The organism is Hymenobacter sp. DG01 (assembly GCF_006352025.1).
Taxonomy (GTDB): domain Bacteria; phylum Bacteroidota; class Bacteroidia; order Cytophagales; family Hymenobacteraceae; genus Hymenobacter.
The window spans coordinates 1,037,357-1,061,851 of sequence record NZ_CP040936.1 but is presented as its reverse complement, the minus strand read 5'-3'; the positions used below and the strand labels follow the sequence as shown (position 1 = coordinate 1,061,851).

Here is a 24,495-nt window from a genome sequence, read left to right as displayed (position 1 = left end):
TTTTTGCGTTTCTTACAGCATGAAGAACATTTCCTTGCTTCCGCATTTCCTGCGCACAGCCGGCCAGCTCACCGGCCTGGCGGCCTGGCAAACCGGCCGGTTGTTCCGCAAGGCTGCCCAATCAGCCCTGGAGTCGGTGCAGGAGGTGCTGCGGGCCGAAGTACAGAAGGGCAACGTACAGCTCGTGCGCGACTTTCTCGCCAACAAAGCCCTGCCCGCCGCCCGCACCCTGCTGCTGGAACGCATGACGGCCCGGCTGCTGGTGCGCCTGGGGCTGCGCGGCGCCCTGGCCTCCAGTGTAGTGGGCTGGGTGCTGCCGGTAGTGCTGGAGCAGCTGCTGAAAGCCGGACAGAAATTGGGAATATTCGACAAAATAAAAGAGCATACTACCGTGCAGGACGCACTCCAGCGCCTCGAAGAGCTTAAGCGCGCCACCTGGAAACGCCTCGCCCCCGACCACGGCACGGGCGTGGAGCTTCTGCCCGATGATACTCCCCTGCCACCCCGGCTTTCCGCCTGATGGAGCCGGGCCCGGGCAAGAAACGCTTCGCTCAGGCATGGGATGCCGCGGCCGTATTTCCCCATAAGCGCTTCAGACTACGTCACTTACTGCGCCATCTTGACTATTCTCAAGGAATTTGCGTACATAGTTTATAGCTATTAGGCTATATCGTATCACCTCTGTGGGCGCTGCCGCGCTTAGCGTCTTTCTACCTACATGAATCACTCTCTGCCCGTTAGCCAGCTCCAGCGCCTGCGCGACCAGCTTCCGTCCCTGCACCAGGACCGCCCGCACGATCAGCAGCAGTTGCAGCAGGCCATCCAATTCTTTATCGACGAGATATTCTCCCTGCCTTACGGCCGGTTTCTGCACCTCGATGGCCCGGCCCTGCGCCAGCAGTTCGCCTACCTCGATACCCTGCACCAGCAGCTGGTACAGGGCCGCCTGCACCTGAGCCAGCCCGCCGACTGGCAATTGCTGATTGACCAGATGCTGCTGGTACTGGATAAAGTACTGGCGGCGGAGGCAAAACACCGGGCTGATTAACACCAGGCTTTTTTCTTCTCTTCCGAGTTTGCTTGCATGCGCACAGAACTTACCAATGGCTTTGGGAAAGTGTACTTTACCACCGAGTATGATGCCACTACCCAATGGGTGTACAATAACTGGCTTGGCTACCAGACCTACGTGGGCGTAATAGCGGGCGCCGATGCCTGCCTGCATCCCCTGCGCGAAAACGCCTGCTCCTACCTGCTCAACGATAACCGCCAGGTACTTGGCCCCTGGGACCATGCCGTAGAATGGATTGCTTCCGACTGGGCGCCCCGGGCCAGCAGCCAGGGCCTCACCCATTTTGCCCACGTAGTAAGCCCCGAAACCATGGCCGCACAGTCGGCCCAATCTATGTTTCTGGGAATTGGAGGCCGCCTACACATGCGCATGTTCGCCCGCCTCGATGAGGCCCAGCAGTGGCTTCGTGAAGCTCAGCAGCATTCTGTTACCCGCTAGGTAGCCCCTACCCCCGTTTTCACTGCAAAAGCCCTGGCCTCTGTCACCAGGGCTTTTGCATACGCACAAAAAAAGCCGTCCCCACCCGGAAACGGCTTTTCTGAAATCGTGGCGCGGAGAAAATTCCCACCCAACTCCGGCCCGATTCTGACCCTGGACTTAGTGCCGGAACAACAGTTCGCGGTACTTTACCAGGGGCCAGTCCTCATCGGCCACCATCAGCTCCAGCTTATCCACCGAGCGCCGAATGGTGTCGAAATGTGCTTTGACGGTGTCGCAGTAGGCCACGGCCCGCTCGCGCGTATCGTCCATTTTGTTGGCCACTTTGCGGGCGTTGGTCATTTCATCCACCTGGGTTTTGATGGTTGAAATGTGCCGCGAAATGGCTTTAATCGTGTTTACCGTTACTTCTGAGTTCTCATCGTCGAGGCCCAGCTCGCGCAGGCCGCGTACGTTGTTAACCAGCTTGGTCTGGTAAGCAACCGCCGTCGGGATGATATGGTTCACGGCTAGGTCACCCATCACGCGGCTTTCAATCTGAATTTTCTTGATGTAGTCCTCCAGCAGAATCTCATGGCGGGCGTGCAGCTCGACGTGAGAGTAGATGTGGTGACGATCAAACAGGCTGGCCGCGTCTTCCTGCACCATGGCATCCAGGGCCTGGGGCGTGGTGGGCACGTTGGAGAGGCCGCGCTGGGCCGCCTCCTGCTTCCACTCATCGGAGTAGCCGTTGCCCTCGAAACGGATGTTTTTGGAGCTGATAACGTACTCGCGCAGCACGTCCACAATGGCTACCTCTTTTTTCTTGCCTTGCTCAATGAGCTTGTCCACTGACTGCTTGAAGTCGATGAGCTGCTCGGCCACAATGGTGTTGAGCGTGGTCATGGCCGAGGAAGAGTTGGCCGATGAGCCCACCGCGCGGAACTCAAACTTGTTGCCGGTGAAAGCAAAGGGCGAGGTGCGGTTGCGGTCGGTGTTGTCGAGCAGGATGGCCGGAATCTTGTCGATGCCCAGCTTCAGGTAGATGTTATCGCCTTTGTCGAGGGGCACTTTGGCCGTGCGCTCCAGCTCATCCAGTACCGAGTCCAGCATGGAACCCACGAACACCGACATAATAGCGGGCGGGGCTTCGTTGGCACCCAGGCGGTGGTCGTTGCTAGCCGACGCAATGGAGGCGCGCAGCAGGTCGCCGAAGCGGTGCACGGCCTTAATCGTGGTGATAAAGAAGGCCAGGAACTGCAGGTTTTCCTTGGGGCGGCGGCCGGGCGCCAACAGGTTTACGCCCGTATCGGTGCTCATGGCCCAGTTGTTATGCTTACCCGAGCCGTTTACGCCCGCAAAGGGCTTCTCGTGCAGCAGCACCTTGAAGTTGTGCTTGTCGGCCACGCGCTCCATGATGTCCATGAGCAGTTGGTTGTGGTCCACGGCCAGGTTGGCGTCCTCGAAGGTGGGGGCGCACTCGAACTGGTGGGGTGCTACCTCATTGTGGCGGGTGCGCAGCGGAATTCCGAGCTTATTCGACTCCTCCTCGAAGTCCAGCATGTAGGCGTGCACCCGGGCCGGAATGGAGCCGAAGTAGTGGTCTTCAAGCTGCTGGCCCTTGGCCGGGGCGTGGCCGAACAGCGTGCGGCCGGTCATGACCAGGTCGGGGCGGGCATTGTACAGGGCGCGGTCCACCAGGAAGTACTCCTGCTCGATGCCGAGCGTGGTGTGCACCCGCTGCACGTCCTTATCGAAGTACTGGCACACATCTACGGCGGCCTTTTCCAGAGAAGCCAATGACTTCAGCAGGGGCGCTTTGTAGTCGAGAGCCTCGCCGGTGTACGCCACGAAGATGGTGGGGATGCACAAGGTTTTGGCACCGGCCGTTTCAATGATGAAAGCGGGCGAAGTGGGGTCCCAGGCCGTGTAGCCACGGGCCTCGAAGGTGTTGCGGATGCCGCCGTTCGGGAACGAAGAAGCATCGGGCTCCTGCTGCACCAGGGCCGAGCCCTTGAAATTCTCAATCGGCCGTCCGTCGGAGTTCAGGTCGAAAAAAGAATCGTGCTTTTCGGCGGTGGCGCCGGTCAGGGGCTGAAACCAGTGGGTGTAGTGCGTAGCACCCTTAGCCATGGCCCAGGTTTTCATAGCCGAAGCCACGGCATCGGCCACGCTGCGCTCCACCGGCGAGCCTTGCTTAATGGCCGCCTGCAGCTTCTTGAAATACTCGCCGGGCATGGTGGCCCGCATGGCATCCAGGTTGAAAACATTTTTGCCAAACGTCTCGGAACGACGCTCACCGGCAATGGTGACGGCCAGCGGCTGGCGCTGGTCAACTAGCTCAAGAGCTTTAAAGCGAAGAATTGCCATGCTGGAATTAGGCGTGAGAGAACTTCAGAGGAATTATCCGGCTCAAAGGTAGAATAGAATACGTGCTTTCCCACAATACCCCCTCTTTTTTTACCCCATTTTCGGCGAAACATGTCTTTTTACCTGCCAAGCACCCACTTGTAATACCCACCCTACCCGCTTTAGCACTCTCAAATCAATGAATACACCTTTAGGCTAACATAGACTCAACCATAATAGCTACCCTGTGACAAACCAATCCGTTCCAAGCCACTGTGTTTAATCTGCACGCAGGCGTAAGCAGAAAGAGCCGGGCGCCTACCTTTGCGGGGTGAAAAACCGGTTTGCGTTTCAGCCGCGCTACTTCTTGTTTTGGCTGTTCTATTTCGTTCTGGCTAAAGCCCTTTTTGTAGTGTACCACGGCGGGCGCCTGTCGGGGGCTGCGGCGGGCACGGTAGCCGGTATTTTCGGCTATGGCCTGCGCCTAGATGCGGCGGCTACGGCCTACCTATGCGCCCTTCCCTTTCTGTTGTTTATCATCGGCAGCCTGTTTGGCCCGCGCTTTCCTTTCGAGCGGCTGGTGCGCTTTTTTACAGCCGTGCTAGTGGGAGTAACGGCCCTGCTTACGGTAGCCGACCTAGAGCTATACCGGGCCTGGGGTTTTAGGCTGGACGCTACCCCCCTGCAGTATCTCAACACCCCGCAGGAAATGGTCGCTTCGGCCGGCAGCGCGCCGGTAGCCCTGCTGCTGGCGTTGTGGCTGGGGTTGCTGGCACTGGGGTGGTTGCTGTACGGGCGGGTGGTAGGGCGCGTGCCCGCGCTGCCGCCGGGCTTTGGCAAGAGCAGGGCCACTGTGGCGGGGCTGCTGTATCTGGCCCTGCTGGTGGTGCCTATGCGCGGTGGCTTGCAGCAGATTCCGGTAAACCAGAGCGACGTGTACTTCTCCGACCGGCCCTTCGCCAACCACGCGGCCATCAACGTGCCCTGGAATGTAGTCAGCTCCCTGCGCCTGCAGAACGCCGGCCCGAACCCCTACCAGTTCCTGCCCGACTCCGCGGCCACCCGTCTTACCCGGCAGCTTTACACCCCCACTGGCCCCGACACCGTGGCGCTGCTGCGCACCGCGCGGCCCAACGTACTCTTTATTATTCTGGAGAGCTTCACGGGTAAGCTGGTGGGCCACCTGGGGGGCGAGCCGGGGGTAACCCCTACCCTCGACAGCCTGAGCCAGGTGGGCGTATCGTTTCAGAACCTGTACGCCGCCGGCGACCGGAGCCAGAAGGGCCTGGTAGCCTTGCTCTCCGGCTACCCCAACCAGCCCACCACCAGCATCATCAAGTCGCCGCGCAAAACCGAGCGCCTGCCGCATCTGGCCCAGGTACTGCGGGCCCAGGGCTACAGCACAGCGTATTATCATGGGGGCGAGCTGGCGTTTGCCAACATGAAAAGCTACCTCGTCACGGCCGGCTACGAGCGGTTTACGGAACGCGCCGATTTTGCCCGGCGCGACCAGAACTCTAAGTGGGGCGCCCACGACCATGTGCTGCTGGCCCGCATGCTGCAGGAACTGCCCCGGCAGCGTGCCCCGTTTTTCGTGACGGCGTTTACGCTCAGCAGCCACGAGCCGTTTGATGTGCCCATGCCCACCCATTTTCCGGGCGAAGCCGAGGCCGCCCGCTTCCGTAACTCCGTGTACTACACCGACCATGTGCTGGGGCAGTTTCTGCTGCAGGCTCGCCGGCAAGCGTGGTGGAATAACACAGTGGTGGTGCTGGTTGCCGACCACGGCCACCATCAGCCGGGCGACACGCCTAACCACGCGCCCGAGAAATTCCGGATTCCGCTGCTTCTGACCGGGGGCGCCCTGCGGCCCGGGGTCCAGGGCCGCCGCATCAGCACGTACGGCAGCCAGACCGATGTAGCCGCGACCCTGCTGACCCAGCTTCGGCTGCCGGCCACAAATTTCCCCTGGAGCCGCGACCTGCTGGCCCCGGCCCCGCCCGCCTGGCCCGGAGGAGCAGCCTTCTACTGCTTCACCGATGGGTTTGGGGTAGCTACGCCGGCCGGCACGGTTACGTTTGATAACGTGGCCCGGCGCGAAATTGAACATACCGGCCACCCCACAAAGGCCCAGCTGCAGTTCGGTAAGGCCTACGAGCAAGCCTCCTTCACCGATTTTCTCCAGAAATAAGGCGCTGGCTCCGGCCTGATGCACCGTATGTGAGGAACGTCTTTCTCCTGCCCTGTACCCATGACCGAGCTGCTGTTTGTTTATAACGCCAACGCCGGGCTGCTGAACGCAGCGCTGGATACGCTGCACAAAACCCTGTCGCCGGCTACCTATGCCTGCTCCCTGTGCGCCATTACGTATGGAGCTACCAGCATGCGGCCCGAGTGGCGCGCGTTTCTGCGCGGCTTGCCCGCCCAGACTATGTTTCTGCACCGGGATGAGCTGGCGCAACGCTACCCCTCCTTGCGCTCCGAACCCCTGCCAGCCGTATTCCGGCGCGGGGCTTCCGATGCGCCCTGGCAGGTGTTTTTGTCGGCCAAGGAGCTTAAGCCGCTTGACTTACCCAGCCTGATTCAGGTGATTACGGAGCGGCTGCCCGCTGCCATCTAGCAGCCCGAGCTGGTGGCCAAGCCAGGCGCTTTCATAAAAAACGCTGGCTGACGCGGTTTCCCAGAACCTTGTTCCCCCTGCTTGTTGTCTGTTTCAACGCCCACAGTGTGCCGGCTATCCAACCTGGCGCAGTATCTTTGTGGTCTTGCTTATGGAAACCAGAAAAGTTGCCTTCTATACGTTGGGCTGCAAGCTCAACTTCTCCGAAACCTCGGCCATTGGCCGGCAGTTTGAGGAGCACGGCTTCGTGAAAGCGGCCTTCGAGGATGCGGCCGATATCTACGTCATCAATACCTGCTCCGTCACGGACCACGCGGACCGCAAGTGCCGCAAGGTAGTAAAGGAAGCCCTCAAGCATAACCCCGAAGCTTTCGTGGCCATTGTGGGCTGCTACGCCCAGCTTAAACCCCAGGAAATTGCCGAAATTCCCGGGGTGCATGCCGTGCTGGGTGCAGCCGAGAAATTTCAGCTGGTCGAAACCCTGGCGGGCTTCCGCAAGCCGGCTGCCGGGCAGCCGGGACAGGTTTTTGCCTCTCCTATTTCTGAAGCTACCGAGTTCCATGCCGCCCACAGCTACGGCGACCGTACCCGCACCTTCCTGAAGGTGCAGGACGGCTGCGACTACTCCTGCTCATTCTGTACCATTCCGCTGGCCCGCGGTAAGAGCCGCTCCAACTCGGTACAGAGCGTGGTAGAGCGGGTAGAAAAGTTGGCGGAAACCGGCGTCAAGGAAATTGTGCTGACCGGTGTTAACCTCGGCGACTTTGGGCTGCAGGGGCCGGAGCGCGAACGGAAGGAAAACTTCTATGACCTAGTGCGCGCCCTCGATGAGGTAGCGGGCATCGAGCGGTTCCGCATCAGCAGCTGCGAGCCGAACCTGCTCTCCGACGAAATCATTCGCTTTGTAGCGCAGTCGAAGCGGTTTATGCCTCACTTCCACATCCCGCTGCAGTCGGGCTCCAACAAGATTCTGGGCCTGATGCGCCGGCGCTACCGCCGCGAGCTGTACCAGGAGCGCGTAGCTCTGATTAAAGAAGTAATGCCTCACGCCTGCATCGGCGTGGACGTAATCGTGGGCTTTCCCGGCGAAACAGAAGCCGACTTCCTGGAAACTTACCAGTTTCTCAACGACCTAGACGTAAGCTACCTGCACGTATTTCCATACTCGGAGCGCGAAAACACGCTGGCGCCTACCCTGCCTGGCCGGGTACAGGACCGCCACCGCCACGAGCGCACCACCCAGTTGCGGAGCCTCTCTGAAAAGAAAAAGCGCTACTTCTATGAGCAGCACGTAGGCACCGAAACCCAGGTGCTTTTCGAGGACGACGTCACCAACGGACAGATGGAAGGCTTTACGCCAAATTACATCCGCGTTACGGCTAAATACGACCCTATTCTGGTCGGGGAAATGAAACGGCTGCGGCTCACGACAGTGAATCCGCAGAACCTCATGGAGGCCGAAGAAGTCGGGATAGAAGTGTTTCAACACTAGCCAGCCCGTAATATCCAAATGCAAAAGCGCCTGACCACTTATGGTCAGGCGCTTTTGCGTTGAGCTGGCACCATATTTTAGCGGGTTAGCTGCCGCTGCATCAAGTCCATCATCTGCTGCATGAGGCGCTGTTGCTCTTGCAAATGTTGATTGCGCAGCTCCGCCAATGCCAGCTGATGGGCCATTTGCTGAGTGTATAGAGCCGTTTGCCAGCTTGCATCAGGGGTAGGCGCGACGGTTGTAGCAGCTAAAGGAGCAGACAAAACCGGTGCTGGTGTTTCCTGCGCTACCGGCTGAGCAGGAGCGGCAGGTGCCGGGCTCGGGGAAGAGCTTAAAACCGGAACATCCTGGGGGGTGACGGGCACAGCCGGCGCGGCCGGAGCAGCCGGCTCCGTAACACGAATGGGCTCATCCACAGGAGCGCTGTTCGTTGTGGAAGCTACAGCCGGCGCAACCAAAGCGGAAGCAGGAACAGGCGGAGCGCTTTGCAGGCTTACTGGAGGCTGAGCCGTAATAACAGCTTCATCGTTTTCACCATTGAGCATAGGTCCGACACCTTGAAGCAACCAGTCTTTAGATACATTTGGATATACCTCAAAAACCTTACACAAAAGGTCGAAACCAGGCTTATTCCGCTCATCTACGAGATGTTGGATGACGGTTGCTGTTTTATCAAGTGAAGCAGCAAAAGCATTTTTAGACATCCCCAAATGAGAAATAAGCGCTATAAAACGCTGCCCTACTGTTTCCGTGTTTGCCATATACTCAAATGGTATTTTGTGCAAATGTATAACAGTTCTTTGATTTTCTGCTATGCAGACCTTCCCATCTTCCTCACAGTTTTTTTTCAGAAGAAACTTAGCCACAATATTTCGTGGAGCGCTATAAATCCCGTCGGAGTATAGATCGGGCCAGAAAGTACTCAAGCGGAACCCTAGCTGTTTCTCCCCTCTCTCCTATCCGGCAGCCAGGCCGTTTGCTTGGAAGGAAGCGGCTCTGGTTATAATCTGCAGTATTACTGCATGCCCTACTACTCCTGAATAAAAGGTATGCCGGCCGTCTTAAGACGTGGGTAACGGCCCGGTCTTGATTGACTTTGAAGAAATGCGCCAAGAGCTGAGGGTCGCCTCCAGGCTGCTTATGCCAGAGTTCCGAAGCGCTCAGCACTTGCTCGGTCTGCTGCGCTGGCATTCCTACATCAACCTCTCTTTAGAAACCGCTTTACGAAGTCGCCGTGGTGTGGTGTGCGTCAGCTTCCGAGGTGAAAATATCTTCCGGACCGGACGAGCGTCGGGCAGATGTTGCGGCTGATACGACTGCCCGAGGCGCCATCCGAATAACTCGCGGGCCCGTATCAACAACGGCAAATTACGGGCGTTCAATAGTCGCGTCCCGCTAATGCGGCATCAGGACCTACCCTCGGTTCTACTCAGACGCCAAACAAGTAAGAGCACAATTGGTCAGCCGAAGGGCGCCCTGCTGCCTACCCCTCCTATTCTACTCAAACCGCAGCGACTCGATGGGGTCCAGGGCGGCGGCTTTGCTGGCCGGATAGTAGCCCGAGGCCAGCCCCACCGTTACGCAGATCAGCAGGCCCAGCGTCATCCAGAGCCAGGGCACGATAAAGCCGCCCTGATCCATAAATAATGTCAGCAGATTGCCCCCGCCTACCCCCAGCAGAATGCCCAGCAACCCGCCCATCACGCAGATAACAATAGCCTCGATGAGGAACTGCTGCCGGATCTGAAAGGAGGTCGCACCGAGCGCCTTGCGGATACCGATTTCGCGGGTGCGCTCCGTCACGGACACCATCATGATGTTCATCAGGGCAATGCTGGCCCCGAGCAAGGTAATAAAGCCCACCAGAAAGCCGCCGGTTTTAAGGCCGCCCGACAGCTGATCCAGCTTGGCTGCCAGCGAATCAGAGCGCTCTACCTCGAAGCTGTCTTCCTGACCCAGCGCATCGTGGCGCACGGCTCGCATAATGCCTGTGGCCTGGCCCGTAAGGTAGTTTAGCTCGCCGGGGTTGGTGGTGGCCGTTTTCACGTCGAAGGTCAGCTCGCGCTGGCGGGGCAGCTGGTTGCCGGTTTCCAGCGGAATCAGCACCAGTCGGTCGGCGCCGCCACCCTGCCCGCTGCTGCCGCTTTTCTCCAGCACGCCTACCACCAGAAACCGTCGGCCCATCAGATACACGTAGTTGTTGAGGGCGCTGCCGGTGGGGTAAAGCTTGTCCTTTATCTCGGAGCCAATAATGGCTACGTTGGTGCCATTTTCCAGCTCCAGGGGCGAAAACGTGCGGCCAGTGCCCAGGTTGTAGCTCTGAATGCGCAGGTAGTTTTCGTCGCCGGCCACCACCTGAATATTGGGATTGGTTTTCTGGCCGTTGGCTTTCACCTCCGTTGCGCCTGAAATAAAGGCCGACACCCCTACCTGGGCCTCATCGCCGAGAGTTTGCTTGTACTTTTTGGCCTGCAGCAGCGTTATGGGAGGGTACACTTTGCCTTTTACCCCACCCCGCCGGGAGCGGTTGTTGTAACCTTTGGCCTTCATTTCAAAGGAGTTGGCCCCCAGGCTGGCAAACGTTTGGTTCAAGGAAGACTTCATCACGTCGATGGCCGTCAGAATTCCTACCAGCGACATGATGCCAATACTCACGATCAGGGCCGTGAGAATGGTGCGCAGCATATTGCTTTTGATGGAACGAAAAGCCTCTTTGATGTTTTCCAGCAGATGCATAGGGCGGGCGGCAGGTAGGCGCGGAAGCGTAGAGCCGGAGCCGAGGGAAACCCGCCCGTGGGGCAGAGGGGCACCAGCAACCAGCCGTGCAAGGTAAGCGGTTTCACGTAAACTCCCACCGGCATTTAGTACCTTTAGAAGCACGGATTCAGACGGATTTTTCGAATTTCATGAACTTGCCTGGGGCCGGGCCGCAGTAGCGGCCCGGCGGTGGGTGGTTCTGCTTTTGGCCTTTCTTAGTATGACCTTTCCTCGTTTGTTTGCGCTGTTTCTGTTGCTGGCAACGGCCGTATTGCGGCCGCTTGCGGCTTGGGCCAACCACATCTTCATCCCGATGGATAACACCCAGAAGGAGCACCTGAAGGCGTACGGGGCGGCCTACTGGCTGCTGGGCAAGCAGGTGGAGGTTGACTGGCTGCTGAATTACCGGGGCGGAGCCTTTGCCTGCGCGGTGGCGCCGGGGGCTGAAAATGAGTTGGCCGTGCGCGGGGTAACCTACCAGGTGATCAGTGAGGCCCAGTACACCAGCATCCTTTCGGAAATAGCCGACCCCAACGCCAACATGGACGTGATGAAGCTGGAGAAAGTGCCCAAAATTGCCGTGTACACGCCCAAGGGCAAGCAACCCTGGGACGATGCGGTAACGCTGGTGCTGGCCTACGCCGAAATTCCCTATACCCAGATTTACGACGACGAGGTACTGCGCGGTGACCTGCCCAAGTACGACTGGCTGCACCTGCACCACGAGGATTTCACGGGGCAGTACGGCAAATTTTACCGCAGCTACAGCGGCCGGCCCTGGTACCAGCAGCAGCAGCGCGAGTCCGAGGCTACGGCCAAGCGCAACGGCTTTGCGAAGGTAAGCCAGATGAAGGCCGCCGTGGTGGTAAAAATGCAGGAATTCATTGCCGGCGGGGGCTTTCAGTTTGCCATGTGCTCGGCCACCGACTCCTATGATATTGCTCTGGCCGGGCTTGGCCTGGACATGGTGGAAAGCATGTACGATGGCGACCCGGCCGACCCCCAGGCCCAGCAAAAACTCAACTTCAACCGCACCCTGGCTTTCCAGAACTTTCATCTGGTGCGCGACCCGCTGGAGTATGAGTACTCCGATATTGACATGGACCCGCGGGAGCGGCGCGTGTACGAAGACAACGATTATTTCCAGCTCTTCACTTTCTCGGCCAAGTACGACCCGGTGCCCACTATGCTCACCCAGGACCACGAGCGCACCATCAAGGGCTTTATGGGCCAAACCACGGCCTTTCGCAAGTCGCTGGTGAAACCTGATGTGGTGGTAATGGGCGACAACAAGGCTTCCGGCGAGGTCCGTTACATGCATGGCACGCTGGGCAAAGGCACCTGGACTTTCTACGGCGGCCACGACCCCGAGGACTATCAGCACTTTGTGGAGGAAGAGCCCACCGATCTGGCTCTGCATCCCAACTCTCCCGGCTACCGGCTTATCCTGAACAACATTCTGTTCCCGGCGGCTAAGAAGAAAAAGCAAAAGACTTAAGCCATAGGCTATTGCGCTGCTCGGCCCGCTATTACGAACCTTCCTGCCGCTTCGGGGCGGGGAGGTTTTTTTATTTTATCTGTTGGCACAGGTATCCAGCCCCGCGCTAAAATCGTTTGTAGCATTCACACCAACGTTGCTGTTATGCCTTCCCCCGCCTCTAACTACGGCTTCTCCACTACTCAGAACGACGTCCGGACGACCAACCCGCTGCCGCGTGCGGTTCTGCGCTCCAATAACTACCTGCTCCTGGATGGCGAATGGCGCTTTGCCGTGGACCCCGACGATACGGGGCTGCGCGACGGCTGGTATCTGGCGCATAACTATCAGCAAACTGCCAATTGGCCCGGCTCGGTGGAAGAGCACATGGCCCAAGGCCAACCCGATGCCCCCCGCTGGCAGGACAAAGTAGTGGTGTGGTACGAGCGGGAGTTTCCCCTGCCTGAGCGAGGCGACGATGGGACGCACTCCCTATTCCAATTAACCTTTGGGGCCTGCGGCTACGAAACCCGCGTGTGGCTTAACGGCTTTCTGCTCAACACCATCGAGGGCGAGCAGGTGCACTACGGAGAGTACACCTCCTTCTCGTTTGAGCTGCGCGAAGAACACCTGCGCCCCGTTAACCGCCTGACAGTGCGCATTGTGGATACCATGGATGCCGACACTACCCGGGGCAAGCAGGAGTCGCACGTGTACAAGCGCGGCGGCATCTGGTACCAGACCTACACGGGCGCCGTGCGCAGCGTATGGCTGGAAATGGTAGAGCGCAACCGCCTCCGCTCCCGGGTGGGGGTAGATAGCATTATTGAGGACCAGATGGTGCGCTTCAACCTGACCACCCGCATTCATGACCCCGGCTTGTACACGCTGCGCCTGCAGGTCTATGACCGGGTAGCCTCCACGCCCCACCCCCTGGCCACCGCCGATTTTCCCTTGCGCCTGGAGGCTGGCCAGCGCCAGCAGCGGGTAGTAATGGAGCTGGCCGGCGCCAAGCTCTGGGCCCCGGGCTCTCCGAATCTATACCGCCTGGTAGCGCAACTAATTGATAGTGAGGGCTATTCTGCCGAAATCGAAACGCACTTCGGCCTGCGTAAAATTGAGTCGCGCGGCACTTACGTGTACCTCAATAACGAGCCCATTTACCTCGACGGCATTCTATACCAGCCGGGCACGGCCACTTTCGAGGAGATGCAGCGCCATATGCACGCCATGCAGGCCCTGGGCTGCAATCTGGTGCGCGTACACATTGCCGGCGTGGACCCACGCATTTACAACCTGGCCGACGAGCTGGGCCTATTGCTGTGGGTGGAGGTACCCAGCCCCCACTCCTCTACCCCTAAAAGCCGGGAAAACCACCGGGCCGAGCTGTTGCGCATGCTGGCCCTGATTGAGTCGCACCCGTCCATTGTCATCTGGAGCTTGTATAATGAGGACTGGGGAGCCCAGGACATTGCCACCAACCCCGAAACCCGGCGCTACATCGTGGAGATGTACCACCATATGCACATCAACCACCCGCAGTTTCTGGTGGTGGACAACGATGGGTGGCAGCACATTTCGCAGGAGGGCCGGCTGAAGTCGGACCTGCTCACGGCGCATGTGTACACCCCGGAGTTGGAACGCTGGTCGGAGCTGCTCGACCGCATGGTGCAGGGCGACCTGAACAATGTGGCCGTACTGCCCCTGGTCATCGGCGACCCGTTCTTCTACGGCCGCCAGAAACCCCTGATTGTCAGCGAGTGGGGCGGCTTTGGCTTTGCTGATTACGGCGGTCCCCAGAGCTCCGATGAGCGTACGGAGCGCATTCGCCAGTTCAAGCAAGAGTTGCGCAAGCGCCCCATTGCCGGCGACGTATATACTCAGGCTACCAACATCGAGGATGAACGCAATGGCCTGATTGACTTCCACGGCGGCGAGCTGACGGTGCCTCAGGGTCTGCTGGCCTCTAAAAGCGCTTCCCCGGAGGATACTGCCCCGCAGGCGGGGTAGCGGGTGGCCCAGCCCTGGTACCCGGGCTACTTCGTCAGTTGAATAACCTGGCGGGGTAGCTCGGGCAAATCGGCTGTTTTGTCGGGGTCAACCGCCAGGATAAGCTGCACCATTACAGGTTGGCCCTTGGCTACTCCGTAGGCTATCAGCTCGTAAGCCATACCCCCCGTTTCCGTGGGGTAGCTTAGCCGGAACCCCTTGGCCGGGGACCCCAGGATGGTGCACTCCAGCGGCTGCCGCTCCAGGTGCTTTTTCTTTTTCTGGATCTGCTGTATGAACTGCTCGGGAAAGGTGCGCAGCATGCCATAATCCAGGTACATCCAGGTCATCTGGTAGTCTTGGCAGCGTACGGCGTACTTCGACTCAGGCACGCAGCCGGTCGTTATGGGTAAGTCAACGCCACAGAAGTTAAGGGTGGCCGGATCCGCCACCTGCGCCATTGCGGCCCAGCCGGGTACCCACAAAAAGAAAAGGAGTAATAACTTCTTCATCCGGTAAATCCTGAAAATGCCGGGCTAATATATGGCCTACCCCGGCATGGGTAATACACTCCGGAAAAAGTGACCCGCAGAATTTCTTCGGCCTAGTGCATGCGGTCGTCGCGCACGGGCAGATTGGTCACGATTTCTCCTTCAATTTTCAACAGTTCCTGCAGGCGAGCATCTACCTCCTGGGGGTCGCTATACTCCTTGGCCAGATCCACGTAGCTAACGAAGTGCCCGGCTTCCGAGGCCATCAACTCGTAGTAAAACTGGCTTAGCTCGGGGTCCGGAATGTGCTTCCACAACAACTTGAACCGCTCGCAGCTACGCGCCTCTATCAGAGCGCTTACCAGCAGCTGATCCATAAGCTGCCGTTCCCGGGCCCCGCCCTTCCGTACGTGGCTCATCAGCTGCACCACGTATTCGTCGCGGCGGGGGCGGCCCAGCTCGTGGCCTCGCTTGCGCAGTTCCTGCAGCACCCGCGTGAAGTGCTCCCACTCCTCGGCTACCAGGGCCGTCAGCTCTTCTACCAGCCGGGTTTTCTCGGGGTATTTTACAATCAGTGAAATGCCGGTGCTGGCCGCTTTCTGCTCGCAGTAGGCATGATCCACCAGAATATCCACAATGTTTTTGCTGGCAATGTCCACCCACCGGGGGTCAGAGTTCAACTTCAGTTTCAGGATGGTTTTCTCTTTCATGGGAGGTTGAGGCCTTGGAGCTTAGAGCACTAACTGGCGTTGAGGCAGCCAAAGCGCGCCACCAGAACGTCAGGCAGGGCCCAGAGCTCTCCAAGACCCAATTTAGTTAAAGAACTGCCAGCGGATACCAAACTGGAAGCGGCGCGGCATGCCCACGTAATAGGGGGTAGTGAAGTAGCCCGACTGCGGCAAAAACTGATTGACGTAGGCCATCTTCAGAAACACGCCCACCGTCTTGATATCACCGCTCAGAAATACATCCACCAGCGGTGTGTTGCGAATAGTGAAGTGGTCCTGCAGGAAAAATTGCTGGGTGCTGGGGCTGTAGTCGTAGGCTTTCCAGCGCGACTGGAAGTAACCCTGCACGCCTATCTGGGTCAGCAATGCCTTCCGGAACACGTATCCCTGGTAGTAGAGCCGGGAGTCACCGACGAGCCGGGGCACGCGGATTCCGCCTTTGTCGGCGGCCCGGGTATTTTCGTCCTCCCCGCCTGCCGTGTACGTGGCCTGCGTATCCCAGTAAAAGTGACCCACGTTCACGCGGTAGCGCGTCATGAGCGTGGCCAGCTGCTGGGCCTCGCCGCGCTGCTGGGGCAGGCCGGCTTCATCAAAATAAATCAGGTTGTTGATGTTGGCCACCGTCCCGACAAGCTCCAGGTAATGACGGCCTAGCTGGCGGGAAAGCCGCACCCGCAGCTGCTGCACCTGGGTATTGCGGAAGTTGTGCAGATACCCATATACACCGGCGCTGTCGGCGCTTTGGCGCCAGCGATAGTGGTTGCCTTTTACTTCCCGCTCGGTGAGCGTAGGTGAGTAGCTGGTTGACAGCACCTCGCCGCTGAGCGGGCCCAGGCGGGTGCCGGCTCGGAGCCAGTATTCACTGTCCTTAATATTGAGGGTCGGCAGGATTTCGCCGGCCGTTTCTATGGCAAACTGCCGGTAGCGAAAAGCCGCCGTGCCTCCCACAAAAAACTGATTGTCGGCACGTTCCGGCAGGGCCTCGCGCAGTACGGCGGGTTGGCCGTAGTTGGCGCGGGTAATCAGAGAGTACGCGCGCTGCCGGCCGTAGAGCCGATATTCCACCGTGTTGCTGTTGCCCATTACGCCCACCGTATTCTCCAGCTGCCGGAACTCGGCACGGTCGTCGGTGGTGGCCTGACTGAGCAACACGTTGGGGTAAAACTCCGAAACGCCCTGTACTAAGTTCAGGCGGTCATCGGTGTATTTGTTGAGCTGGCGGCTCCAGTCAAAAATATGAAACACGGTGAGCCCCCGGCCCAGCAGGCGGTAGGTGTGCGCTAAGCGTACTCGGTCCCGGTCGTCGCGGTTGACGGCGTTGGTTAGATACACCTCCTCGTCCTCGTAATCAAACAGCTTCGACAAGTCAACCTGGCCCCGTCCGCCATCCAGCGTGTCGGAAGCCAGGGGGCGCACCCCTCCCTGCTCCACGACACGGTGCCGGGCCGTGCTGAAGTTGGCTAGGGCGTGGTAGCGGTCATCGGGCGACTGGTAGCGTACGAAAAGCAAAAAGTTGGAATGCTCCATCTGTCCGGCCTGGTTGCCACTTACGTCGGCCAGATACTTATTCGCCCCGAACCGCTCGTAGGCAAAGCCCACGTTGAATGCTTTTTTGATGCTGCGGGCGTACGACAGCTCAAATACCTGCTCGAAGGGGTTGCCTTGAAAGAAGCGAAAGAAGGTATAAGGCGAGCGGGTATCGTAGTAGGGAATGGTGGCCGCGTCGCGCACGTACTGATCGAAGACGTTACGGCCCAGGCGGGCACCCAGTTGGGTGTTGGGCGTCCAGAGCAGGCGGCGTGAGGCCGTGCCGAAGTTGCCCAGGTTTTGCTGGTAGGTGCTGTCGTAGGTCCAGTAGCGCGACTGGGGCAGGCGCGTGAGGGTAGTATCCACCATGCGCCCCAGCGTATCGCCCCGAAACACGTCGGCCTCCCGCAGGATAAAGGTGGTATGGGCTCCGTAGCGCACTTTGGTGGAGTCATCCGTAATCTGGGCCTGGGCCGTTCCGGACAGCGCGCCCAGTCCGGCCAGCAGCGCAGCCGCCCGCCCTACCCAGGGACGGACGCGCACCCGGCAGTGAACCGGCGCCGACATAGCAATACGGCCCACGGGGGCCTTCAACAACGAAAACAACAACGGATCAGACAACAGCGTGGGGCTGAAAGTACGGGGTCAGCAGCGCGGCCAGCCGGGCTTCCCCGTCGGCCAAAAACCGGACCTCAATTGGAATGTAAAATACGGGCATATCGGCCACAACTGCTGCCAGAGTGGGCTCCAGCAGGCGGGCCGCGTCTTTCTGCGTGGTCAGAACGCTCTGGCCGGGCGCTAATTGCGCGGTCAGCTCCCAAAGCTCGGCCGCGGTGAAGACGTGGTGGTCGGGGAAGCGGGCGTGGTACACAACCCGGTAGCCGGCCGAGCGCAGGTGTTCCAGCAGCGGCTCGGGCTGGGCAATACCGGTCAGCACTACTACCTCACTGCCGGGCTCAGGGGGTGCTTTCGCCGTGAGCGGTACGGCCGCTCCGTAGTGGTAGCAAGAAAACAGCACGGGCACCGCCGGCCGGGTGTAGCGCTCAATGCGCCGGGCAATTTCCTGCCGGATGGTGGCCGACAAATAGGCCGGGCACTTGGTAACTACCACCACATCGGCGCGCACGGCCCCGGCGCGGCTTTCGCGCAGGCGGCCAGCGGGCAGCACAAAGTCCTCGTAAAAGGGCCGCTCCTGCTCGGTCAGCAATATATTGACGGTAGGCTTCACGCGCCGGTGCTGGTAGGCGTCGTCCAGCACCACGGCGGTAGCGGCCGGCGCCTCCTGCAGCAGCTGCCGGATGCCCGCCACACGGTCCTCACTGACGGCTACCGCCACCTGGCTCCCGAAGTGCCGGAACTGCTGCAGAGGCTCATCCCCGATGGTGGCGGCGGTATCGGCAGTGGTGGCGCGGCGGTAGCCCCGGGTGCGGCGGCCGTAGCCCCGGCTCAGCAGGGCCGGCCGCTGCCCCTGGGCCTGCAGCCAGGCCACCACCCAGGCCACGTGCGGTGTTTTGCCGGTGCCGCCCACCCGCAGGTTACCTACATTGATGACGGGCACTTCGGCAAAGCGCGTCGAAGGCTTAACCCCGCTTCGGTAAAGCGCATTGCGCACGGCCATTACGCCGGCATACAGCCAGCTCAGGGGGAGCAGCAGCCAGGTCAGCAGGGAAGGCATGGGGCAGGCAGTAAGGAGAGGCGCAAAAGTAGCGGGTTACGGACAGCTTGCGAGGGCTTGGCCCTACGCAACCCGTATTAGGCGGGAATATTTTCGTAGAAAATGGCCGCGGGAGCTGACTGACGGGCTGTTTAAGCGGAACCCGCCGGTTTACCGTACAAAGTACCCCACTACTTCGTGCTCCTGTATGTTCGCTGACCGCCTGCTGCGCTTTCTGACTGAGTTTCCCCTACCCCCACCACTGCCCGAAAACGTACAGGCGTTCAGCCCCTACTTGGACCCCACACCTTTGGGCCTGTTCACGCGGTTTGCCCGGCAGTACTACACCGGCAACCAGCCCCGTGTGGCCGTGCTGGGCATCAACCCCGGCCGCCTGGGCAACGGCCGCACCGGCGTAGCCTTTACTGACCCCGTTGCGCTGGCTGCCTGGGGCATTGAAAATGATTTACCGCGCCGCCGGGAGCCTTCCAGCGAGTTCATGCAGGCCGTGGTAACGGCCATGGGCGGGCCAGCGGCGTTCTACGAGCAGTTCTACCTGGGCTCCCTCTACCCCCTGGTTTTGCTGCGCAACGGGCTGAACTATAACTTCTATGATTCGCCGGCGGTTACGGCCGCGTTGTGGCCTACCATTCAGCAGGGCATGAAGCAGTTGGTGGAGGAAGTAGGCCTGGCACGCCACGCGGCCATCTGCCTGGGTCGCCGCAACGGGCAATACTTCACCCGACTCCATAAAGAGCTTGGGCTGTTCGAGCAGCTGCACATCCTCGACCACCCCCGCTACCTGATGCAGTACAAGCGCCGCCACCTTGCTGAAAACGTGGCTCTCTATGTAGAAACCTTGCAGAGTGCCGGAAATGTGGGAAATATGCACCGGGGTTAGCTCAGCACCTCTTTGGTAACGACTGCTGGTTGACCGAGGCTACCTCATTTCCCGCATACAATCTATTTCCTACCCATGCCTACAGTCCAAGACCTTATGCGCGTGCTGGAGCGGGCCGCGCCCCTCGCCTACCAGGAATCCTACGACAACGCCGGCCTGCAGTGCGGCGACCCGCAGATGGAAGTACGCGGCGTGCTGATTGCTCTGGACTGCACCCCGGCCGTGGTAGATGAGGCCCTGCGTCGCGGCTGCAACGTGGTAGTGGCCCACCATCCGCTCATTTTCAAGCCGCTGAAGCGCCTGACTGGCGCCAACGAGGTAGAGCAAACCCTGCTCAAGGCCATCCGGCACGATGTGGCCCTGTACGCCGCCCACACCAACCTCGACAACGTGCGGCACGGCGTAAACCGCAAGCTGGCCGAAAAGCTGGGCCTTACCAACCTGCGCATCCTCGACCCCAAACCCGGCTTGCTGGCCAAGCTGATTACCTACGTTCCGCCCGCGCATACCGAAGCTGTTCTGCAGGCCCTTTACCAAGCCGGCGCGGGCCAGGTCGGCGACTACTCCGAGTGCAGCTTCCGCACCGAAGGCACCGGCACCTTCACGCCCGGCGCCGGTACCGACCCGTTTATTGGCCGGCGCGGGGAAGCTGAGGTTGTGCGCGAGGAGCGGGTAGAAGTGCTCCTACCCCTACACCTGCAGCAAACCGCCCTGCGGGCCTTGCGCCAAGCCCACCCCTACGAGGAGGTGGCCTACGAAATCGTGAAGCTGGAAAACACCAACCAGGACGTAGGCTCTGGTATGGTGGGCGACTTGCCCGAGCCACTAAGCCCCCCGGAGTTCCGGCAGCGTCTGAAGCAGGCCCTGGGCGTGCCCGTGGTAAAGCACACGGAGTTCGGGCAGCCCATCCAGAGAGTGGCCCTGTGCGGCGGAGCCGGCAGTTTCCTGATTGGCAAAGCCCGCGCGGCCGGGGCCGATGCCTACGTCACCGGCGACCTGAAATACCACGAATATTTTGCCGCCGAAGGCCGTTTGCTGCTCTGCGACGTAGGCCATTTTGAGAGCGAGCAGTTCACCGGCGAAATCTTCCGGGATTTGCTTATGGGCAACTTTGGAAGTACTTTTGCGCTCTTCATTGCTGAGACTCTTACCAACCCCGTCCGTTATGATTTCTAATCCCTCCGCGGAAACCCCCGTTGCCAGTAAGCTGGAAGCCCTTCTGAACCTGCAGCGCATTGACTCGCAACTGGACGAAATCCGGCGCGTGCGCGGCGACCTGCCCGAAGAAGTTCGGGACCTGGAGGACGAAATTGCGGGCTATGAGGTGCGCGTAGGCAAATTCGACGAGGAAATTGCCGCCCTCAACGACCAGATCAAGCAGCGCAAGCAGAACGCCAAAGACGCCGATGGCCTGATCAAGCGCTACGAAGACCAGCAGCAGAACGTACGCAACAACCGTGAGTACGAGGCTATTGCCAAGGAAATCGAGCTGCAGAAGCTGGAAATCCAGATTTCGGAAAAGAAGATCAAAGAAGCTCAGTACCAGATTGAGCTGAAGAACACCGAAATCAGCGGCACCAAGCAGCGTCTGGAAGAGCGCAAGAAAGACCTCGACAATAAGAAGTCGGAGTTGGAAACCATCGTGAGCGAAAGCGAAGCCGATGAGCAAAAGCTCATGGACGAGCGTTCTACGGCCGTTCAGCCGGTAGAAGAGCGCCTGCTGATGGCCTACACCCGCATCCGCGGCAACGTGCGCAACGGTCTGGCCGTGGTAACAGTAAAGCGTGACGCCTGCGGCGGCTGCTTCAACACCGTTCCGCCCCAGCGCCAGGCCGACATCATCGCCCACAAGAAAATCATCGTGTGCGAGCACTGCGGCCGCGTTCTGGCCGACGTAGAGGCTCGTACCGCCTAAGTTGTCCTGACCTTTTTAGAAGAGAACGGCCTTGTTTCGGGGCCGTTCTTTTTTTGCCTATGAAATTTCCCGCTGAGGTTCGCCCAGGATTGCGCCGAGGAGCGCGGAGGCTGTTCTGGCTTCTGCTCCTGTGCTCTGCGGTTCTCAGCGAAGCCCTCGGCGAACCTCAGGCAGAAACCGCATCCGCGTCCGTCCTCACGCCCACCCAGGCCCGCGCCTACGCTGAGGTGCTGAAAATGCGACCGGCCACGGCCCGGGCCTTGCTGAAAGGCACCGATACCGGCACCCTGCTGGTACAAGACTGCCTGGACATTACGGAGCTGTTAGTCAGCCAGGATGCCAGCCGCTACCAAGCTACCGTGGCGGCCCAGGACCGCCGCCTTGCTCTGCTGGAGAAATCCGCGGAAACCGGAGCCCTGCGTGAGTACGCCCGGGCCGAAATTAGGCTGCACCAGGCGGCCGCGCAGGTAGTGTTCGGGCATGAGGTGCAGGGCGCCTGGAGTTTGCGCCAGAGCTACCAGCAGATGCAGCAGGTAGTACGCCGCTACCCTCAGTACCTGCCGGCGCGCAAAACCCTGGGCATGATGCAGTTTTTTATTGGGTCCCTGCCGGAGTCGTACCGCTGGTTTCTGAAGCTGCTGGGACTACCGGGCAGCGTGGAGGCCGGTTTGCATAACCTACGTCTGGCCGCCACTCAGCCCAACGACTTCCAGTTGGAGGCCCGCCTGATTCTGGCTTTGCTGGAAGAAACCTACTACAAGCAGCCCGAGGCGGCCCTCACCCTCATCCAAACCCTGCATCGACAGCAGCCCGACAATCTGCTGCTGAGCTACTTGCTGGTTAGTCAGCACAAAAAGCAGCACCATACCGAAGTCGCCTTGGCCGCCTACCGCGTCCGCCCCACTGGCCCCGCCTACCTGCCCCTGCCCTATCTGCACCACATGGCCGCTGATTTGCTGCTCTACCAAGGCCAGTACGCTGCTTCTGCCCGCGCCAACCAGATCTTTCTGGCAGAATACCAGGGCCAGCATTACCGCAAAGACGCCTATTTCAAGTTGTATCTGGCGGCCTGGCTGAGTGGCGACGCAACCAGCGCCGGGCAGTACCGGCGGCGCATTGGGGCCGGGGGCCGCACTGTGCTGGAAGAAGACACCTACGCCCAACGATTTTTTGAGGACAAGCAGCCGCTGCACAAGCTCCTCACCCGCGCCCGCCTGCAGATTGACGGCGGCTATTATCGGGAGGCCTTAACCACGCTTAGCGGCTTCCACGCTACCTCCGCCACCCCCCTGCGCGACCGGCTGGAGGAGCCCTACCGCCTGGCCCGGGCCTGGCACCTGGTCGGCCGCCCCGATTCGGCCCGGCTATTCTATGCCCGCACCATTGCGCTGGCCGGCAACGCGCCGTACTATTTCGCCCCGCAGTCGGCGCTGCAGTTAGGCTACCTCTACCAGTTGGAGGGACAGAAGAATACGGCGAAAACTTATTTCCAGAAAGCCCTCAGCTACCCCAAGCACGAGTACAAGAACAGCACCGACACCAAAGCCAAGCTGGCTCTCAAGGAGTTGGAGTAACCTCCAAAATACATTTAACCGCTCGGCGGGGGTAGGCCAGATGTAGTCTGACGGGCAGACTTAGGCCGCCTTGCGGCCGCGTCTGCCTGCTACCTTTGCCTTGTGCTTACCCTTCCGCTCACTGATCTTCCCGCTGACTTTCGTGCCCGGGCGCTGCACTGGGCCGCCGGCTTTCCGCATTGCGCTTATTTCGAGCCCAACGACCTGCTCTATCCGGGTGGGCCGTTTCGCCGCCTGCTGGGGGTAGCAACGCAGACCGGTACCGCGCCCGCCACCCTCCCGGAGCTTCGAAGCTGGCTGGCTTCGGTGCCGGGCTCGGCGCCCCGCTGTGGCTTTATTACCTACGATGTCAAGAATGAGATAGAAGCCCTGCACAGCAATAACCCTTATGGGCTGGCTTGGCCTAACCTGCATTTTTTTACTCCCGAAGTCTGGCTCCAGTGGCAGGAGGCAACGCTGGAAATCCATGCTCCCAACCCGGGTGTCGTGCTGCAGCACATTCTGGCGAAGCCCTTGCTACCCCCAGTTCTAGCCCCAACCCCGACGCTCCGCCCGCGCATGCCCCGTGCGGAGTACCTGACCGCCGTGCGCGCCGTGCAGAACGATATTCTGGATGGGGAGGTGTACGAGCTCAATCTGTGCCAGGAGTTTTACGCCGAAAATGTGCAGCTGAGCCCGGTAGAGGTGTTTTTGCAGTTGCAACAGGCCTCGCCTACCCCCTTCGCCGGCTTCTACCGTCACCACGACCATTACCTGCTCTGCGCCTCACCCGAGCGGTTTCTGCGGCGACAAGGAGATACGCTGCTTTCTCAGCCCATCAAGGGCACCATTCGCCGGGGCGCTACCCCTGTCGCCGACCAAGAACAACGCCTAGCCCTGCTTCATGACGAGAAGGAGCGCGCTGAAAACCTGATGATTGTGGATTTGGTGCGCAACGACCTCGCCCGCGTGGCCCGGACTGGCAGCGTGCAGGTGCCGGAGCTGTTCGGCCTCTACCCCTTCCGCCACGTTTGGCAGATGATATCCACCGTGCAGGCCCAGGTCCGTCCCGAAGTGGACTTGGTGGATGTCCTGCGGGCAACTTTTCCCATGGGTTCGATGACCGGCGCGCCGAAAATTAGGGCCATGGAGCTAATTGAGCACTACGAGCACAGCCGCCGGGGCCTCTACAGCGGCAGCATCGGCTACGTGCTACCCTCCGGCGACTTAGACTTTAACGTGGTTATCCGCAGCCTGCAGTACCGCCAGGATACCGGTTACCTCTCCTTCCAGGTTGGCTCGGCCATCACCTACGACTCAGTGCCGGAGCGCGAGTACGAGGAGTGTCTGCTGAAAGCCCAGGCGCTTTTGGAAGTGCTGGGGCAGAGTCAGGGAGTCGCTGAGTAATGGATTCGCTGAGTATCAAATGAAGACAGGCAGCAACTGACGGCGTAATTGCTCAGCTACTTATTTACTCCGTTACTCTCTCCTGCCATTCTGTCATTTTAGGGAGTAAAGCGTTACCTTTGCCGTTCCCTGAATTGTGAAGCTGA

Annotated in this window: 20 protein-coding genes; 13 read left to right on the top strand and 7 right to left on the bottom strand. The window is 59.9% G+C overall.

Going from position 1 to position 24,495, the window contains the following annotated elements; all coding sequences use genetic code 11:
* The first annotated feature begins 19 nt into the window (after positions 1 to 19).
* The 3 genes from FGZ14_RS04460 (at position 20) to FGZ14_RS04450 (ending at position 1,510) form a co-directional block, all read left to right on the top strand.
* Positions 20 to 520, top strand: a complete 501-nt coding sequence (locus FGZ14_RS04460; protein WP_139921627.1) for a hypothetical protein — start codon at positions 20 to 22, stop codon at positions 518 to 520.
* A 198-nt stretch (positions 521 to 718) separates the two neighbouring features.
* A complete protein-coding gene (locus FGZ14_RS04455) occupies positions 719 to 1,048 on the top strand; it encodes a hypothetical protein (RefSeq protein ID WP_139921625.1) in 330 nt (109 codons plus the stop codon).
* Positions 1,049 to 1,084: 36 nt separating this feature from the next.
* Complete coding sequence (locus FGZ14_RS04450) at positions 1,085 to 1,510, top strand: STAS/SEC14 domain-containing protein (protein WP_139921623.1); 426 nt, start codon at positions 1,085 to 1,087, stop codon at positions 1,508 to 1,510.
* Positions 1,511 to 1,669: 159 nt separating this feature from the next.
* Here the strand turns inward: FGZ14_RS04450 and FGZ14_RS04445 are convergent, their stop codons facing one another.
* Positions 1,670 to 3,859 (bottom strand): glutamine synthetase III, encoded by a 2,190-nt coding sequence (locus tag FGZ14_RS04445; protein ID WP_139921621.1) that lies wholly within the window; start codon positions 3,857 to 3,859, stop codon positions 1,670 to 1,672.
* A gap of 310 nt (positions 3,860 to 4,169) precedes the next feature.
* Here FGZ14_RS04445 and FGZ14_RS04440 point away from each other — a divergent pair, with 310 nt between their 5' ends.
* The 3 genes from FGZ14_RS04440 to mtaB all read left to right on the top strand — a co-directional run bounded on the left by FGZ14_RS04440 (position 4,170) and on the right by mtaB (position 7,950).
* Positions 4,170 to 6,029 carry an LTA synthase family protein gene (locus tag FGZ14_RS04440; RefSeq protein WP_139921619.1) on the top strand — a complete coding sequence of 620 codons (1,860 nt, stop codon included), beginning with the start codon at positions 4,170 to 4,172 and terminating at the stop codon, positions 6,027 to 6,029.
* Between the two features lie 60 nt (positions 6,030 to 6,089).
* Positions 6,090 to 6,458, top strand: a complete 369-nt coding sequence (locus tag FGZ14_RS04435) for a hypothetical protein (protein ID WP_139921617.1) — start codon at positions 6,090 to 6,092, stop codon at positions 6,456 to 6,458.
* Positions 6,459 to 6,609: 151 nt separating this feature from the next.
* The gene (gene mtaB / locus FGZ14_RS04430) at positions 6,610 to 7,950 is read left to right on the top strand and encodes a tRNA (N(6)-L-threonylcarbamoyladenosine(37)-C(2))-methylthiotransferase MtaB (RefSeq protein WP_180754488.1); all 1,341 of its coding nucleotides are present in this window, start codon (positions 6,610 to 6,612) and stop codon (positions 7,948 to 7,950) included.
* 77 nt (positions 7,951 to 8,027) lie between these two features.
* Here the strand turns inward: mtaB and FGZ14_RS04425 are convergent, their stop codons facing one another.
* Together FGZ14_RS04425 and FGZ14_RS04420 are read right to left on the bottom strand one after the other, a co-directional pair.
* Positions 8,028 to 8,816, bottom strand: a complete 789-nt coding sequence (locus tag FGZ14_RS04425; RefSeq protein ID WP_139921613.1) for a hypothetical protein — start codon at positions 8,814 to 8,816, stop codon at positions 8,028 to 8,030.
* A gap of 631 nt (positions 8,817 to 9,447) precedes the next feature.
* Entirely contained in the window at positions 9,448 to 10,686 is a 1,239-nt protein-coding gene (locus FGZ14_RS04420; RefSeq protein ID WP_139921611.1) for an ABC transporter permease, read from the bottom strand.
* Positions 10,687 to 10,927: 241 nt separating this feature from the next.
* On the opposite strand from FGZ14_RS04420, the gene FGZ14_RS04415 reads away from it, so the two are divergent.
* Complete coding sequence (locus tag FGZ14_RS04415) at positions 10,928 to 12,205, top strand: asparagine synthetase B (protein ID WP_139921609.1); 1,278 nt, start codon at positions 10,928 to 10,930, stop codon at positions 12,203 to 12,205.
* A 144-nt stretch (positions 12,206 to 12,349) separates the two neighbouring features.
* On the top strand, positions 12,350 to 14,194 hold the full coding sequence (locus FGZ14_RS04410; RefSeq protein ID WP_139921608.1) for a glycoside hydrolase family 2 protein: 1,845 nt from the start codon (positions 12,350 to 12,352) through the stop codon (positions 14,192 to 14,194).
* A gap of 26 nt (positions 14,195 to 14,220) precedes the next feature.
* Here the strand turns inward: FGZ14_RS04410 and FGZ14_RS04405 are convergent, their stop codons facing one another.
* The 4 genes from FGZ14_RS04405 to lpxK all read right to left on the bottom strand — a co-directional run bounded on the left by FGZ14_RS04405 (position 14,221) and on the right by lpxK (position 18,594).
* On the bottom strand, positions 14,221 to 14,685 hold the full coding sequence (locus FGZ14_RS04405) for a hypothetical protein (RefSeq protein ID WP_180754487.1): 465 nt from the start codon (positions 14,683 to 14,685) through the stop codon (positions 14,221 to 14,223).
* 92 nt (positions 14,686 to 14,777) lie between these two features.
* Positions 14,778 to 15,374: a tRNA-(ms[2]io[6]A)-hydroxylase gene (locus FGZ14_RS04400; protein ID WP_139921604.1), complete on the bottom strand. Its 597-nt coding sequence runs from the start codon at positions 15,372 to 15,374 to the stop codon at positions 14,778 to 14,780.
* 102 nt (positions 15,375 to 15,476) lie between these two features.
* Entirely contained in the window at positions 15,477 to 17,540 is a 2,064-nt protein-coding gene (locus tag FGZ14_RS04395) for a putative porin (RefSeq protein WP_139921602.1), read from the bottom strand.
* Positions 17,533 to 18,594, bottom strand: a complete 1,062-nt coding sequence (gene lpxK, locus FGZ14_RS04390) for a tetraacyldisaccharide 4'-kinase (RefSeq protein WP_139921600.1) — start codon at positions 18,592 to 18,594, stop codon at positions 17,533 to 17,535. Before lpxK ends, FGZ14_RS04395 begins: the two co-directional genes overlap by 8 nt.
* Before the next feature lie 187 nt (positions 18,595 to 18,781).
* Here lpxK and FGZ14_RS04385 point away from each other — a divergent pair, with 187 nt between their 5' ends.
* The 5 genes from FGZ14_RS04385 (at position 18,782) to pabB (ending at position 24,349) form a co-directional block, all read left to right on the top strand.
* Positions 18,782 to 19,474 (top strand): uracil-DNA glycosylase family protein, encoded by a 693-nt coding sequence (locus FGZ14_RS04385; protein WP_180754486.1) that lies wholly within the window; start codon positions 18,782 to 18,784, stop codon positions 19,472 to 19,474.
* A 75-nt stretch (positions 19,475 to 19,549) separates the two neighbouring features.
* Positions 19,550 to 20,650, top strand: coding sequence for a Nif3-like dinuclear metal center hexameric protein (locus FGZ14_RS04380; RefSeq protein WP_180754485.1), 1,101 nt, complete (start codon positions 19,550 to 19,552; stop codon positions 20,648 to 20,650).
* On the top strand, positions 20,640 to 21,389 hold the full coding sequence (locus FGZ14_RS04375; RefSeq protein ID WP_139921596.1) for a zinc ribbon domain-containing protein: 750 nt from the start codon (positions 20,640 to 20,642) through the stop codon (positions 21,387 to 21,389). Before FGZ14_RS04380 ends, FGZ14_RS04375 begins: the two co-directional genes overlap by 11 nt.
* Positions 21,390 to 21,448: 59 nt before the next feature.
* On the top strand, positions 21,449 to 22,963 hold the full coding sequence (locus FGZ14_RS04370) for a DUF3808 domain-containing protein (RefSeq protein ID WP_139921594.1): 1,515 nt from the start codon (positions 21,449 to 21,451) through the stop codon (positions 22,961 to 22,963).
* A gap of 102 nt (positions 22,964 to 23,065) precedes the next feature.
* Positions 23,066 to 24,349, top strand: a complete 1,284-nt coding sequence (gene pabB, locus FGZ14_RS04365) for an aminodeoxychorismate synthase component I (protein ID WP_139921592.1) — start codon at positions 23,066 to 23,068, stop codon at positions 24,347 to 24,349.
* The last annotated feature ends 146 nt before the right edge of the window (positions 24,350 to 24,495 follow it).

Excerpts from the sequence above, each read along its gene's own strand:
- lpxK (WP_139921600.1), bottom strand. The coding sequence starts at position 18,594 with ATGCCTTCCCTGCTGACCTGGCTGCTGCTCCCCCTGAGCTGGCTGTAT.
- FGZ14_RS04385 (WP_180754486.1), top strand. The coding sequence starts at position 18,782 with ATGTTCGCTGACCGCCTGCTGCGCTTTCTGACTGAGTTTCCCCTACCC.
- FGZ14_RS04445 (WP_139921621.1), bottom strand. The coding sequence starts at position 3,859 with ATGGCAATTCTTCGCTTTAAAGCTCTTGAGCTAGTTGACCAGCGCCAG.
- FGZ14_RS04435 (WP_139921617.1), top strand. The coding sequence starts at position 6,090 with ATGACCGAGCTGCTGTTTGTTTATAACGCCAACGCCGGGCTGCTGAAC.
- FGZ14_RS04400 (WP_139921604.1), bottom strand. The coding sequence starts at position 15,374 with ATGAAAGAGAAAACCATCCTGAAACTGAAGTTGAACTCTGACCCCCGG.
- FGZ14_RS04375 (WP_139921596.1), top strand. The coding sequence starts at position 20,640 with ATGATTTCTAATCCCTCCGCGGAAACCCCCGTTGCCAGTAAGCTGGAA.
- FGZ14_RS04460 (WP_139921627.1), top strand. The coding sequence starts at position 20 with ATGAAGAACATTTCCTTGCTTCCGCATTTCCTGCGCACAGCCGGCCAG.
- FGZ14_RS04415 (WP_139921609.1), top strand. The coding sequence starts at position 10,928 with ATGACCTTTCCTCGTTTGTTTGCGCTGTTTCTGTTGCTGGCAACGGCC.
- mtaB (WP_180754488.1), top strand. The coding sequence starts at position 6,610 with ATGGAAACCAGAAAAGTTGCCTTCTATACGTTGGGCTGCAAGCTCAAC.
- FGZ14_RS04410 (WP_139921608.1), top strand. The coding sequence starts at position 12,350 with ATGCCTTCCCCCGCCTCTAACTACGGCTTCTCCACTACTCAGAACGAC.
- FGZ14_RS04380 (WP_180754485.1), top strand. The coding sequence starts at position 19,550 with ATGCCTACAGTCCAAGACCTTATGCGCGTGCTGGAGCGGGCCGCGCCC.
- FGZ14_RS04370 (WP_139921594.1), top strand. The coding sequence starts at position 21,449 with ATGAAATTTCCCGCTGAGGTTCGCCCAGGATTGCGCCGAGGAGCGCGG.
- FGZ14_RS04420 (WP_139921611.1), bottom strand. The coding sequence starts at position 10,686 with ATGCATCTGCTGGAAAACATCAAAGAGGCTTTTCGTTCCATCAAAAGC.
- FGZ14_RS04455 (WP_139921625.1), top strand. The coding sequence starts at position 719 with ATGAATCACTCTCTGCCCGTTAGCCAGCTCCAGCGCCTGCGCGACCAG.
- FGZ14_RS04405 (WP_180754487.1), bottom strand. The coding sequence starts at position 14,685 with ATGAAGAAGTTATTACTCCTTTTCTTTTTGTGGGTACCCGGCTGGGCC.
- FGZ14_RS04450 (WP_139921623.1), top strand. The coding sequence starts at position 1,085 with ATGCGCACAGAACTTACCAATGGCTTTGGGAAAGTGTACTTTACCACC.